The sequence below is a fragment of the Rufibacter ruber genome, from assembly GCF_014138425.1.
GTDB classification, from domain to species: Bacteria; Bacteroidota; Bacteroidia; order Cytophagales; family Hymenobacteraceae; genus Nibribacter; species Nibribacter ruber_C.
In genome coordinates, this window is the sequence record NZ_JACJIQ010000024.1 from 44598 (window position 1) to 57747 (window position 13150).

Annotated in this window: 12 protein-coding genes; 9 read left to right on the forward strand and 3 right to left on the reverse strand. The window is 52.7% G+C overall.

Annotated elements, in window-relative coordinates; genetic code table 11:
- Positions 1-30: 30 nt before the first annotated feature.
- The 6 genes from FHS90_RS20600 (at position 31) to FHS90_RS20625 (ending at position 6609) form a co-directional block, all read left to right on the forward strand.
- Positions 31-861 (forward strand): ion transporter, encoded by an 831-nt coding sequence (locus tag FHS90_RS20600; protein ID WP_182514410.1) that lies wholly within the window; start codon positions 31-33, stop codon positions 859-861.
- Between the two features lie 15 nt (positions 862-876).
- Positions 877-1266, forward strand: coding sequence for an SMU1112c/YaeR family gloxylase I-like metalloprotein (gene gloA2, locus FHS90_RS20605; protein ID WP_220483118.1), 390 nt, complete (start codon positions 877-879; stop codon positions 1264-1266).
- A 374-nt stretch (positions 1267-1640) separates the two neighbouring features.
- Positions 1641-1985 (forward strand): MmcQ/YjbR family DNA-binding protein, encoded by a 345-nt coding sequence (locus tag FHS90_RS20610; RefSeq protein WP_182514411.1) that lies wholly within the window; start codon positions 1641-1643, stop codon positions 1983-1985.
- Positions 1986-2449: 464 nt separating this feature from the next.
- On the forward strand, positions 2450-3748 hold the full coding sequence (locus FHS90_RS20615; protein WP_182514412.1) for a PepSY-associated TM helix domain-containing protein: 1299 nt from the start codon (positions 2450-2452) through the stop codon (positions 3746-3748).
- Positions 3749-4255: 507 nt separating this feature from the next.
- On the forward strand, positions 4256-5347 hold the full coding sequence (locus FHS90_RS20620; RefSeq protein WP_066831956.1) for a 3-oxoacyl-ACP synthase III family protein: 1092 nt from the start codon (positions 4256-4258) through the stop codon (positions 5345-5347).
- 125 nt (positions 5348-5472) lie between these two features.
- Positions 5473-6609, forward strand: coding sequence for an FAD-dependent monooxygenase (locus FHS90_RS20625; RefSeq protein ID WP_182514413.1), 1137 nt, complete (start codon positions 5473-5475; stop codon positions 6607-6609).
- A gap of 1662 nt (positions 6610-8271) precedes the next feature.
- Here the strand turns inward: FHS90_RS20625 and FHS90_RS20630 are convergent.
- Together FHS90_RS20630 and FHS90_RS20635 are read right to left on the reverse strand one after the other, a co-directional pair.
- Complete coding sequence (locus FHS90_RS20630; protein ID WP_066831954.1) at positions 8272-9222, reverse strand: aldo/keto reductase; 951 nt, start codon at positions 9220-9222, stop codon at positions 8272-8274.
- A gap of 197 nt (positions 9223-9419) precedes the next feature.
- On the reverse strand, positions 9420-10052 hold the full coding sequence (locus FHS90_RS20635; protein WP_066831952.1) for an NAD(P)H-dependent oxidoreductase: 633 nt from the start codon (positions 10050-10052) through the stop codon (positions 9420-9422).
- Positions 10053-10163: 111 nt separating this feature from the next.
- Here FHS90_RS20635 and FHS90_RS20640 point away from each other — a divergent pair, with 111 nt between their 5' ends.
- The gene (locus FHS90_RS20640; protein WP_066831950.1) at positions 10164-10529 is read left to right on the forward strand and encodes a winged helix-turn-helix transcriptional regulator; all 366 of its coding nucleotides are present in this window, start codon (positions 10164-10166) and stop codon (positions 10527-10529) included.
- Positions 10530-10595: 66 nt separating this feature from the next.
- Here FHS90_RS20640 and FHS90_RS20645 read toward each other — a convergent pair whose 3' ends face one another.
- Positions 10596-11861, reverse strand: coding sequence for a dicarboxylate/amino acid:cation symporter (locus FHS90_RS20645; RefSeq protein WP_066831948.1), 1266 nt, complete (start codon positions 11859-11861; stop codon positions 10596-10598).
- Between the two features lie 191 nt (positions 11862-12052).
- Here FHS90_RS20645 and parS point away from each other — a divergent pair, with 191 nt between their 5' ends.
- Both parS and FHS90_RS20655 read left to right on the forward strand, forming a co-directional pair.
- Positions 12053-12481 carry an Xre family toxin-antitoxin system antitoxin gene (gene parS / locus FHS90_RS20650; RefSeq protein WP_066831946.1) on the forward strand — a complete coding sequence of 143 codons (429 nt, stop codon included), beginning with the start codon at positions 12053-12055 and terminating at the stop codon, positions 12479-12481.
- On the forward strand, positions 12478-12939 hold the full coding sequence (locus FHS90_RS20655; protein WP_066831944.1) for an RES family NAD+ phosphorylase: 462 nt from the start codon (positions 12478-12480) through the stop codon (positions 12937-12939). The genes parS and FHS90_RS20655 overlap by 4 nt, the downstream gene beginning before the upstream one ends.
- The last annotated feature ends 211 nt before the right edge of the window (positions 12940-13150 follow it).

Genomic DNA, 13150 nt, shown 5'->3' on the forward strand with positions numbered 1-13150 from the left:
AAAACATAGATTTAACACAGGCTGCTGCCAATGACCACACCAACTCCCTTCAGAGAACGCCTATACATCATCATTCACGGCACTGACACCCCCGCCGGCAGAAGGTTTGATGTGATCCTGCTCTGGCTGATTTTAGCCTCTATCATCACGGTGTGCCTGGAGAGTGTTCCGGCGTACCGGCAGGCGTACGGCGCTTTTTTTCTGGCGGCGGAGTGGTTTTTCACGCTCTGTTTTTCTGTTGAATACCTGCTCCGGATTTACAGTTACCCGCGGCCACTGCGCTACATCTTCAGCTACTACGGGTTTATTGACCTTATTGCCATCCTGCCCACGTATTTGACGTTCTTCATGGCGGGGCTGCACTACCTCATGACCATCAGGATTCTGCGGCTGCTGCGGGTGTTCCGGATCATGAAACTAACCAGTTTCATTGCCAATGCCATGGTACTGCGGCAGGCGCTGGTGGCCAGCCTGCACAAGATCACCGTGTTCATGCTGGCGGTCTTAAGCCTGGTCCTGATCATTGGCACCTTGATCTATGTGATTGAGGGCGAAGCAAACGGGTTCACCAGTATTCCGCAGAGTATTTACTGGGCCATTGTCACCATCACCACCGTAGGGTACGGAGACATCACGCCACGTACCCCGCTGGGTCAGATTCTCTCCTCTTTGGTCATGATTATTGGCTACGCCATCATTGCCGTGCCCACCGGTATTGTCACGGTTGAACTGTCTAAAAGCAACAAAGCAGAGCAGGGCGCAGCGTCTCCCCCCCATTGCCCGGCCTGCGGCTATCCTATAGCCGGGGCGGGTAACTTCTGTAGCAGCTGCGGGCAAAAGGTCACCAAAATACCGTCATAAATTCTCTATTTACCTATGCTGAACATTACCAGAGTGCACCATATAGCGGTGATCTGCTCAGACTACAACGTTTCTAAAGAGTTCTATACCCAGACGCTGGGGCTGAAGGTCATACGGGAGGTGTACCGGGCCGAGCGGCAGTCATACAAGCTGGACCTCGCCCTGGGCGGAACCTATGTGCTGGAGCTTTTCTCTTTCCCCAACCCTCCTGCCCGCGCCTCTTTCCCGGAGGCCGCCGGTCTGCGCCACCTGGCCTTTGAAACCGACCATGTGGAAGCCGCCAAAGCCGCCCTGAACCAGAAAAATGTGGCCACGCAGGAAATAAGAGTAGACGCCACCACCGGTAAACGTTTCTTCTTCTTTTCTGACCCAGACGGACTGCCGCTGGAAATCTATGAGCAGTAAAGCCTGATTAAACTTGGGTTTGTTGCCTAAAAATGGGAGATAAGTCTCAGGAACAGACATTTTAAAGGGTTGGGCAGCGCTACGGTATGAAATGGTAACTGCGGGTACTTTTAAGAACATTAGGAGCACTAAAGACAAATTTTGCTAAAGGCGAAAAGGTACGGCGTGAGGTATTCTCCAGGCAGGCTTCTGCCCTGCAAGCCGCGTTTTCATGAGAAGATAAACAGGAACGCTGATCTTTGCCAAAGTCTTTTTCAATAAGGTGTAAAAAGAGGCAGCCTACTCCCATGCTGACTTTCTGTTTTTGGCCTGTTTTTCAGAAAACAGGCCAAAAACGTACGTACCTTTGCGCCCCATCTGCCAAACCCTTTGCCATGCACCTGGAAGCGCTGAGAGCCTACTGCCTTTCTTTCCCCAAAGCCACTGAAGATATCAAGTGGGACCATGACCTATGTTTTTCAGTGGGCGGAAAGATGTTCTGCGTAGCCAGCTTAGAGCCGCCCCTGTCTTTTTCCTTCAAAACCACACCTGACCAATTCCATGAACTGACGGCGATGCGCGGCATTACCCCTGCTCCTTATCTGGCCCGTTACCAGTGGGTGCTGGTACAGGAAGGGCACACCTTAACCCCGCAACAGCAAGAGGAGCTGATTCTCACGTCTTACGCTCTGGTGAAAGGCAAACTGTCAAAAAAGGACCGGGTGGCAGCGGGCGTTTAGCCTCTTGAAGTCTCCTCCAGTTTCGGGTGTTTTAGGGCTGTTTTTACAAAAACAGCCCTAAAACACCCGAATATCGTTTCTTGGAACCTGAGCTATTTCTTCAAATAAGGAATCCATTCAGCAGGTAAAGAGTGCCTTTCTTCAAGACCTGGAGCAAACCTTGGTGGCTCTCCCCCCTGCCAAGGACGGGTGAAAATTTTTTATCTGTTTAATTTGGAATGTGTCTAAATAGAAGTTTAGTTTGTAATCGTTTAGAAATGATCTAAATAAATTTCCCCTTAGGCGAAGTATTTGCCACCAGGCTCTTTCTTTTAGCCCATGGGCAACCGTCTGGGCGCTGTGATTCATTAACCAGTTCACCGCTTCTGTTGCTTTAACTAAGATAAATTTTCACACGGCTGCAGCCCCCCTGTTGGCACCCGTTAGTTTCATACCAGCACACATTTTATTCCCGCATATAGTCTATGAAGGTTTTCTTCCGCAACATTCACCTGTACCTGAGTCTGGCAGCTGGTCTGGTCATTGCCATTGTCTGTTTCACCGGCGCGGTGCTGGTGTTTGAGAAGGAGCTGAAAATGGCATTCAACTCCCACCAGTACACGGTAGAGGCAGGCACGCAACGGGTACCGCTGGAGCAGCTGGTGGCTAATCTGCAAAAGGAAATCCCCAAGGCGCAGGTAACCTCTGTGAAGGTTTACACAGACCCTACCCGCTCTGTAGAACTTAACTACAAAGACCCCAATGCCCCTCAACCGCAAGGGGGTGAGAAAGGCGGCAAAGGCGGAGGCCGGGGCGAGAAAGCCCGGGGAGAGCACCCAGAAAAGGCAAAAGAAGCCCAGGCGGGCGCCGCTGGTAAAGGCGGCAAAGAAGGTGGAAAGGGAGGCAAAGGGGGAAAAGGCGGGGGAGGCCGTGAAGCCACCATCCAGGCGTTCATGAACCCGTACACCGGCCAGTTCCTGGGCACCTACAACCACCGCGAGTCTTTTTATTTCACCATGTTCCAGCTGCACCGCTGGCTGCTGGCAGAAGACACCGGAAAATTGATTGTGGGGGTGAGCACTGTTTTCTTCCTGTTCATTCTCATCACGGGTATTGTGCTTTGGTGGCCTAAAAACAAGAAAATCCTGAAGCAGCGCTTAAAACTGAAATGGAACGGCGGCTGGAAACGCATCAACCATGACCTGCATATTGTGGTTGGTTTCTACACGGCCCTGTTCCTGTTCCTGTTCGCCTTTACCGGTCTGGCGTGGTCGTTTGAGTGGTTTAATGATGCCATTTACACGGTGACCGGTACAGAGAATAACCGGCCTGAGCCCCCTACCGCCCCGGCCCAGGAAGCCGCAGCCACCATCACCTTAGACCAGGCAATTGCCGCCGCCCAAACCTGGGAACCGAACGCAGAGTTCTACAACATCAGCAAAGGCCGCGAGGCCGGTGATGCCGTAAGCGTCACCGCCATGCCGGCAGATGCCGTGCATGAGCGCGCCTCCAACCAGCTGTTTCTGAACCCCTATAACGGGGAGCAGTTGGGCCAGCAGCTGTATGCTGATAAAAACCTGGGCCAGAAAGTACGGGCTACCTTCTACCCCTTGCACGTAGGTTCTATTGGCGGACTGGTAGGCCGGATCATCGCCTTTATCAGCTGTGTTGCCGGTACCACCTTCCCTATCACGGGTATAATTCTCTGGGTGAACCGGCTGGCAAAGAATCGCCGTAAATCTGACAAGAAGAAACGGAAAGTTGCCGCCCAACCGGCTGCTTAAGGCTTTATTAAAGTACCATGGGAAAGCGTTTTGGGGCTATTTTTTGAAAATCAGCCCAAAAACGCTTTCTTCGTGAGAAAGGAGTTCATTACCTAAAAGTAATTTGTGACATGGCAGACTGGAAGAAGTTTCTGAAACGTATAGGGGTGGCCGGCTTCCTGTTTTTCCTGATCAAGGGCCTCATCTGGATCTTCATCTTTGTGGGCGGGGCCAAGCTGCTGTTTGACTAAGGCAGCAATTCTTTCCTGCTGTCTCCAGAAAAATTTTTCACCTTCTCTGTATTTCCTGTTTTCGGGCTGTTTTTCTAAAAAGAGGCCGAAAACACGTGCTGTACTACCCTTTTGGGCACTCTTTTTCATAAGTCACGCCATTCTTTTCGCATTTCGCCAGATTTTCTTTATCTTTTTTAAGAAATCTATTATTCAATAAAGGTTTAATTTCTGAAATCATAGTTGCCTGCCTCCCTCACGGGTTTTGATCTCTTCCCATTTTTAATAATATTGATGCATGCATACTAAATTTGTATCCTCGGTGATTACCGGTTCCGGCCGCTTTGTTCCCAGCCACTCCATCAAGAACGAAGAGTTCCTGCAGCATTCATTCTATGACGCATCTGGGAAGCCGTTGCCTAGTGACAATGAGACCATCATCCGGAAGTTTCACCAGATCACGGGCATTAGGGAGCGCCGGTATGCAGATGAGCAGATGGTTACCTCAGACCTTGGTTATCTGGCTGCCCGTGACGCCATCCAGAACGCGAACATTGAACCGGAAACCCTGGACTACATCATTGTCGCCCATAATTTTGGCGATGTGAAAGCTGGCAGCCACCGCGTAGACATGATGCCGCCGCTGGCCTCCCGTATCAAACATAAACTGCAGATTGCCAACCCTTACACCGTGGCCTACGACCTTCCGTTTGGGTGCCCGGGCTGGCTGCAGGGCCTCATTCAAGCGCATTACTACTTGCAGTCAGGTGATGCCCGGCGGGTGTTGGTGATTGGTGCAGAAACTTTGTCCAGGGTGACAGACCCCCATGACCGCGACAGCATGATCTACTCAGACGGAGCTGGCGCTGTGGTGTTGGAAGCGGTTGAGACAGAGTCTAAAGTAGGCATCCTGGGCCACCTCACCGTCTCAGACACCGTTACCCAGGCCTTCTGGCTTCACTCCTCCCCCTCTTACAACCCGGCGCTTCTGCAGGAGGATCTGTATATTAAGATGGACGGCCGCAAAATCTATGAATACGCCCTCACCCGGGTGCCCCAGCTCATGAAAGACTGTCTCACCAAGGCGGGCGTAGACCTGGAAGACCTTCAGAAGCTCCTGATTCACCAGGCCAATGAGAAAATGGATGAGGCTATGCTGGAGCGCCTCTTCAAGCTGTACGGTAAGAGTGCCGCTGAAATACCAGCCGGCATCATGCCCATGACCATCAACACCCTGGGGAACAACTCGGTGGCCACCCTGCCCATCTTGTATGATCTGCTCCTCAAAGGAGAACTGGAGGCACAGTCATTGGTCTCTGGGGCACCCTTGGCCTTTGCATCTGTGGGGGCAGGTATGAACGCCAACTCTGTGATTTATCTGGTGCCCTAACCGAAACAGCCCTCCTTCCAACTACGTGGAGGGCTGTTCTTATTGTGTTCCTTCTTTGCAATTTGTATAGCATTTTTTACGTTTTCTGTGGAGGTTAGCACTCTACTCAGAAAGCCCCGTAGTGTATGAAGATTGGTATAGTTGGCGGCGGAATTTCCGGTCTCACCACGGCCATTGCCCTGCAGCAGATTGGCCTTGAAGCCACCGTTTTTGATGCCGCCCCTAAATTTGAACCCGTTGGCGCCGGTCTGGCTCTGGCCGCCAATGCCATGAAGGGGTTTCAGAAATTAGGCCTGTCTGACCAAGTGGTTTCTAAAGGAAACTGCCTGGACGGGTTCCATATTTTTGACCACAGCGGTCAACTGATCAACCGCACAGACAGCCGCGCCATGAGCGCCAAATATGGCTTAGACAACTTTGTCATTCATAGGGCCAGTCTGCACCAGGTGCTTCTGCAGCACCTCTCCCCTGAGCGGCTTCAACCAAACAAGCGGGCTGTGCGCACCTCTTCCGCTGGCCCTGGGGTGACCCTCCATTTTCAGGACCAGTCAGAAGCCACCTTTGATCATGTGTTGGTAGCAGACGGCATCAACTCTGCCCTCAGGCAGCAGCTGCTCCCTGGCACCTCCCCGCACTATGCCGGTTATACCTGCTGGCGGGGGGTGATTGAAAACCCGGGGTATGAAGCCAACTATGCCTCTGAAACCTGGGGCAAGGCCGGGCGGGTGGGTTGGTCGCCGCTGGCCGAAAACAAAATTTACTGGTTTGCCTGTATCAACGCGCCACAGAACAGTCCGCACATGAAGGCGGTGCAGGTAGACGGTCTCCAACGTATTTTCAAAGAGTACCACTCCCCCATTCCCGGCTTGTTTGCGCATACTGAACCAGAGCAGTTGCTGTGGCATGACATTTATGATTTGGCCCCGCTCCCCCGGTTTGCCTTCCCCAATCTTTTACTCCTGGGAGATGCAGCCCACGCCACCACTCCCAATATGGGCCAAGGCGCCTGCCAGGCCGTGGAAGATGCCGTGGTGTTTGCCGATGAACTCCAGAAAGACTATGATTTCAACGCCGCCGCCCAGCGGTTTGAGCGCCGCCGTCTGTCCCGCACCCACTGGATTGCCCGTCAGTCCCGCTTTTTAGGGTCTGTTGCCCAATCTACCCATCCGCTTTTTATCCCTCTCCGCAACTTTGCCCTGCGGCATTTGCCGAAGGCGGTGAATGAATGGCAGTTGGAGAAGGTGTATGCTGTTGACTTTTAAAGTTTGATTACTGCTTCTATGGGTTGGGCTGCAAAGGCGGCTGGTATGCGTAGTTTGCTGTTCTCTTGGCTGCTGCAGTGGCAATTGAGTAGTTGCTGTTCCCATGACAGCGGCTTTCAATGGTATGTGCAGTTGCGGCGGCTTTCCATCCCATGCCTCGTCCGTTGTTGTCTTGGCTGCGGCGGGTATGCGTAGTCTGCTGTTCCCTTGGCTGGACCGCTGTTGGCAATGCCTCACTCACTGTACTGTTTCATCTTTTCCGCTATGCGCTCACGGCCGCGGGGCCCCGTCCTGGCGGTGAGCACTGCTGTTAAAACTAGGCCCTCCGGCCTTGCCGCCGGAGCGGCACCGTATTAACAGAGGCGCTCACCCCCAGGACTGGTGTGGGTTCCTCTCCTGTAAATGCTTGTGCTATTAGATCTGCCTCTGCAGGTAACTATTGCTAATCCGCTAGCCTGAGTTGAGCCCGTGCTGCGCACATCAGTCAGAGCAGAAGTGCTAATTAACAGAGGTGGCACTAACAGAAGTGTTGATTGTTCATTGCTGCTTGTTTACTTATTGCTGCTTGTTTGCCGCTTTCTCTGGTTCAAGTTTCCAACTTGGACCTGTAATGGTGGAAGCTTTCAGCTTCCATGGGGCGGCAGCCTCACATTACTTCTGCCCTCTATAGCCACCTATGGCGCGAAAGTTACTTCCGTGCCTTCTAACGCTGCCTGATACTCCCCCTTTGAAGGGGGCGAAGGGGGATGTTTACACAGGAGGACGCGCATTGCTATAGGGGCGTATGCTATACGCCCCCACGCATTCCCGAACACTCCCCCCTTTGGAGGCAGAGGGCTTTTACTTTCTCAGCTGTTCGCGATTTGCAATCCCGAATCAAAACTCCCCGCGGATTTGCAATCCGCAGTAATAGTTGTTCAAAGGAGGCGTAACGGGGATTACAAATCCCGTCAGTACCTGCTTCCGGATTGCAAATCCGGAAGAGCGGCGTGATGGGCGGTCTCTGGCTGCCCTCGCGGCACGGCTACGAGATCAGGCAAGGCATTGCTGCCTCATTCGTGCTGAACTGCCTAAGATGAAAAGAAAGGACTCAGGACTCACTCCGATACTCCCCCTTTGAAGGGGGTGAAGGGGGATGTTGACACCTGCTGGTTCACGCATTGCTGAGGTACGTGTATACCGCCACTTGCCCCATGCATACCAGATCACTCCCCACTTGGGAGGGGTTGGGGTGGGTCTCCTGCATGGCTAGTTCTTCTCCCAAACTACTCTATTCACATTCCTGGCGCAAGACCCAGAACTACCACCAGAGGCCCCATAGTGTCCTGTGGGGCTACGAACATCTGCACAGATGAGCTGGCCAACTGTTTCTGTTTTTGGCCTCTTTTTCAGCAATACTTCGGACAGTTTAGATGAGTAGAAAAAGTGCGTTTGTAGCGTTTGAGGGCATGTACAGGTTTAGCATCCAATGTTTTTTCTCCATTTTGGGAAATACCTAACTGCCATTTAATTACTTAAACCCCATTTATAGCCTCTAAAGCCTCTTTTTGCCTTTTAAAATTGTCCGAAGTATTGTCAGAAAACAGACCAAAAACAGAAAGCCCTATCCATTTTGATAAATAGATAGGGCTCCTGGCTTAGTTGCTAATGCCAGACGCATTTCTAATAGGCGCTGGCTTGGTTGAGCTGTTCTACGTCATCGGGAGACAGGGTGAGGTGGGCGGCTTTTGCCAGATCATCCAGCTGCGCCAGGCTGGTGGCGCTGGCAATGGGGGCGGTAATGCTGGGTCTGGCCATGAGCCAGGCCAGGGAAATCTGGGCCGGGGTGGACTGGTGCTTTTCAGCCAGGGCATCCAGGGCCGAAAGGATGCGGGTGCCGCGCTCATTCAGAAACTTTTTGATTCCGCCGCCGCGGGGGCTTTTGCCCAGGTCTGCCTCTGAGCGGTACTTGCCGGTCAGGAAGCCGCTGGCCAGGGAATAGTAGCTGATGACGCCCACGCCTTGCTCCAGACAGAGTGCTTCCAGCTCCTGTTCATACCCTTCCCGGTTGTAGAGGTTGTATTCAGGCTGCAGGCTTTGGTACCGCGGGAGTCCGTTCTGCCTGCTGACCTCCAGCGCCTCACGCAGCCGCTCAGCTGAGATGTTGGATGCGCCAATGGCCCGCACCTTTCCTTCTTTGATGAGCTGGTCATACGCCTGCAGGGTTTCCTCTAACGGGGTAGACGCATCATCTACATGCGATTGGTAGAGGTCAAGGTAGTCGGTTTGCAGGCGGCGCAGGGAATCTTCAACCGCTTTGAAAATGTAGTCTTTCCGGAGCCCCTTCCTGTCTGGGCTGATTTCCCAGCCTACCTTGGTGGCCACCACCACCTGATCACGGTTGCCGCGTTCCTTCATCCATTTCCCTATGATGGATTCTGACTCGCCGCCTTTGTTGCCCGGCACCCAGACCGAATAAGCGTCTGCGGTGTCTACCAGGTTGAAACCGGCTTCCAGAAATCCGTCCAGCAGTTGGAAAGACGTTTTCTCATCGGCGGTCCAGCCAAATACGTTTCCCCCAAAGGCCAAGGGGGCCACTTCTAACCCTGAGTTTCCTAATTTTCTTTTTTCCATAGTTCAGTTACTTATTCCTTCCGAAGAAATACGCAGTGAAGGCCAACAAGATGACCCGTAAGTTATTTTGCTTTACCGGCAGGGGCAGGAAATAAGAGGTGTGGTTGTTCTGTGTCTGCCAACCCCTCACCCAAAGTAGCCGGTGCCTTTGCTGAAGCGCCAAAGTCCCACCTGCGGCTCCCCTGCCCCGTACCTGCTTACGGCAATGAGATGAAAAAATCTTCTTTGGCGCGGCGCACCTTTTTGGCATTGGCCAGGAAATCTGCTTCGGCGTTACGGTAGCCCAGCGTTAACAGCGTTACACTGCGCAAGCCGCGCTCCCTCAGCCCCAGCAGTTCATCCAGGGCGGCGGGGTTAAACCCCTCCATGGGGGTGGCATCTACGGCTTCAGTTGCCGCTGCCACCAGGCCGGTTCCCAGGGCAATATAAGATTGGCGGGCCGCCCACTGGAAATTCTCCTCTGCCGAACGGGAATTGAGCAGGCCTTTCAGGCTGTTGGAAAAGCCCTCTAAGGTCTCCAGGCCCACTCCCCTTTCCCGGGCAATGGCCTGCATATAATCATCTACCTGGCCGGTGGTCAAAGGGTGCCACGCCGCGAAGATGAGCAGATGCGAGGCTTCTACAATCTGAGGCTGGTTATTGGCCACTGCCTGGATTTTCTTTCTCAGGTCTGGGTCCTGCACTACAATCACCTGATACGGCTGAAACCCCATTGAGGACGCTGAAAGCCGGATGGCTTCCAGTATTCTGTTTAATTTTTCCTGCGGGACAGTCTCTCCCGTCATGCGTTTGGTGGCGTAGCGCCAGTTGAGTGCAGCAATTAAATCCATTACAATTTTTGTCTATACTTTAGTTGTATAAACAAATTTACGTACCTTTGGTTTCAAATAGATACTGGTTTACGGTTGTATACTGGTATCACACATGAAATCAGAAGAACCATGGAAGCAATTGCCAAACCTCAGACCGGCCTGTGTATTACCCACATCCTGCCCATTAGAGATGCCCTGGACATCTTGAGCGGCAAATGGAAGATTCCTATTATTGTTGCCCTGTGCGTGCATAAACGCAGATTTAAGGAGCTGCACCGTGATGTGACCGGCATTACGGCCAAAATGCTCTCTAAGGAACTGAAGGAGCTGGAGATGAACAAACTGGTGAAACGCACCGTGCATGACACCTCACCCGTGACGGTAGAATACTCCATCACGGAATATGGCCACAGCCTTGGCCCGGTCATCAATGAGTTGCGCGACTGGGGCCTGAAGCACCGCGACAAGATCATTTACCACCCTGAAGAGGCATAAACCTTTCCTTCTTTGAGCCATATCCTGTTTCCGGGCTGTTTTTCAGAAAACAGCCCGGAAACAGGATTATCCAATCTCCTCCTTGGCGCGGGCCATATCCAGTTCTTTTTCCCATTTAGAGACAAAGATGGTGGCTACCGCATTCCCGATGAGGTTGGTGAGGGCGCGGGCTTCACTCATAAAACGGTCAATGCCCAGGATAAGTGCGAGGCCGGCCACCGGAATGCCGCCAACGGCGGGCAAGGTGGCCGCCAGGGTGATGAAACCGCTCCCGGTCACACCCGCCGCCCCTTTAGACGTGAGCATGAGCACCAGCAGCAGGGTAATCTGCTGCCCCAGATCCAGGGGGGTGTCAGTGGCCTGGGCCACAAAGACCGCGGCCATGGTGAGGTAGATAGAGGTTCCGTCCAGGTTGAAAGAGTAGCCGGTAGGCACCACAAGACCTACCACGGGTTTGGCACAGCCCACATTCTCCAGCTTCTCTATCAAACTGGGCAGTGCCGCCTCTGAGGAGGACGTTCCCAACACAATAAGCAGTTCTTCTTTGATGTAGCGCAGCAGTTTGAAAATGTTGAACCCAATGGCTTTCAACACGCCCCCCAGCACCAGTACAATGAACAGCAGGCACGTGAGGTAAAAAGAAACCATCAGCAGCCCCAGCGATTGCAGGGACCCCAGCCCGTACTTGCCAATGGTGTAGGCCATAGCCCCCAAAGCGCCCAGCGGGGCCACTTTCATAATAATATGGATGACCGCAAACAGAATGTTGGAAAGGGATTGAATGAAGGTGAACACCGGCTGCGCCCGCGGCCCTATCTTTGACATGCCAAACCCGAACAGCACTGAGAAAAACAGAATCTGCAGCAGATCACCCTTGGCCAGGGCGTCTATAATGTTATCTGGTATGAGGTGCATGAAGAACCCGATGGTTCCGCCGTCTTCTGCTTTTTTAGCGCTGGTCAACGCAGACAAGGCACCGGTGTCAAGGCTGGCGGCATCTACGTGCATGCCCGCCCCGGGCTTCAGCAGGTTTACCACCAACAGCCCCAGCAACAGGGCCAAAGTGGTCAGGACTTCAAAATACAGCAGCGCCTTTGCCCCTACCCGCCCAATTTGTTTCATGTCCTGCATTCCGGCAATACCAGTGACAATGGTGCAGAAGACTACCGGCCCAATCATCATCTTCACCAGCTTGATAAAGGCATCACCCAGTGGCTTTAGCTGCACCCCCAGGTCGGGGGCAAAGTGGCCTAGCAGCACCCCAAGGGCAATGGCTGTAATTACTTGGAAATAGAGACTCTGGTAAAGCGGCTTTTTCTTTTTTGTCTGCACTGGTACGCGTTTGGGAATAAGGTAATGAAAACCACGAAGGGAAAGTTGGCCCTCGGCTGCAATATGAACGCCCAATATAGGGATTCAATTTGTTTTCCTCGTCTAGTTTTAAAGGCACGTAAACTATTTTATGACACTTGTCGTTCTTTCAATGACAACTTTCTTATATTTGACGCATTACTCCCACAGCCATGGCCAACACGTTTAACCTTGAGAAAAACCTTTCAAACAGCTCAGTAGATGACCGTGACATTCTGCTGCTGGTGCAGACGGTGCGGCAGGGTATTAAATACCCGCTGTTTGTGAAGATTGCAAGCCAAAGTCCCTTTAACCTGAGCGAATGGTCTGTGTTTCTGCATTTGTCTGAACGCACCATTCAACGGTACAAGAAAGAGAAGAAAACCTTTGACCCCATACATTCTGAGAAGATCCTGGAGGTGACCCTGCTGTACAAGCGCGGCATTGAGGTGTTTGGTGACGCAGACAATTTTAACGCCTGGCTGGAGGCCAAGAACGTAGCGCTGGGCGGCATCACCCCGAAGAGCCTGCTGGACACCACCTTCGGGATCAGCCTGCTGAAGGATGAATTGACGCGCATAGAGCACGGGGTGCTGGCATGAGGGTTTACCGGCTCAGCAAGGGGCTTTATAAAAATGACCTCTCGGGCCGCGGCGCCGAACTGGCGGGCGGGCGCTGGAACAGCAAAGGCACCGCCCTTTTGTACACCTGCGAGTCCCGCGCCCTTTGCACCACAGAAATTGCCGTGCATACGCCCCTGGGTATTGTGCCGTCTGACTACTGGCTCATTACCCTGGAAATTCCTGACGCACTCCCGTTCCTTGAATTTGAGCGTACGCTCCTCCCCCCCGACTGGAAAACCTTTCCCCACCCCAATGCCACCCAACTCCTGGGCGACACCTTTGCCCGCGAAGGCAAATTTGTGGCCGCCAAAGTCCCCTCAGCGGTGGTTCAGGGAGATCACAACTACCTCCTGAACCCCAGGCACCCAGAGTTCCGACAGGTGCAACTGGTCGCTTCAGAACCCTTCCCGTTTGATGAGCGGCTGTTTGTGAAATAATGGCTGGTAGAAATAAATTTATAACTTAGAGGAAGATACCTGTACTGCTTCCGCCGGAAAGAAGCAAAAGACAGTGCAGTTATAGTGCTGATAAATGTAATTGTGACGGTTATACAGTAGTTAATCCGTCATTGGATTATTTTCTGCTTTTATAATGGCGAAGCCTCCAGGCAAGGGAGGGGAAAGGAACCAAAGGTCATTAAAGCCTCAA

Excerpts from the sequence above, each read along its gene's own strand:
- FHS90_RS20655 (WP_066831944.1), top strand. The coding sequence starts at position 12,478 with ATGAGGGTTTACCGGCTCAGCAAGGGGCTTTATAAAAATGACCTCTCG.
- FHS90_RS20615 (WP_182514412.1), top strand. The coding sequence starts at position 2,450 with ATGAAGGTTTTCTTCCGCAACATTCACCTGTACCTGAGTCTGGCAGCT.
- FHS90_RS20630 (WP_066831954.1), bottom strand. The coding sequence starts at position 9,222 with ATGGAAAAAAGAAAATTAGGAAACTCAGGGTTAGAAGTGGCCCCCTTG.
- parS (WP_066831946.1), top strand. The coding sequence starts at position 12,053 with ATGGCCAACACGTTTAACCTTGAGAAAAACCTTTCAAACAGCTCAGTA.
- gloA2 (WP_220483118.1), top strand. The coding sequence starts at position 877 with ATGCTGAACATTACCAGAGTGCACCATATAGCGGTGATCTGCTCAGAC.
- FHS90_RS20620 (WP_066831956.1), top strand. The coding sequence starts at position 4,256 with ATGCATACTAAATTTGTATCCTCGGTGATTACCGGTTCCGGCCGCTTT.
- FHS90_RS20625 (WP_182514413.1), top strand. The coding sequence starts at position 5,473 with ATGAAGATTGGTATAGTTGGCGGCGGAATTTCCGGTCTCACCACGGCC.
- FHS90_RS20635 (WP_066831952.1), bottom strand. The coding sequence starts at position 10,052 with ATGGATTTAATTGCTGCACTCAACTGGCGCTACGCCACCAAACGCATG.
- FHS90_RS20600 (WP_182514410.1), top strand. The coding sequence starts at position 31 with ATGACCACACCAACTCCCTTCAGAGAACGCCTATACATCATCATTCAC.
- FHS90_RS20610 (WP_182514411.1), top strand. The coding sequence starts at position 1,641 with ATGCACCTGGAAGCGCTGAGAGCCTACTGCCTTTCTTTCCCCAAAGCC.
- FHS90_RS20640 (WP_066831950.1), top strand. The coding sequence starts at position 10,164 with ATGGAAGCAATTGCCAAACCTCAGACCGGCCTGTGTATTACCCACATC.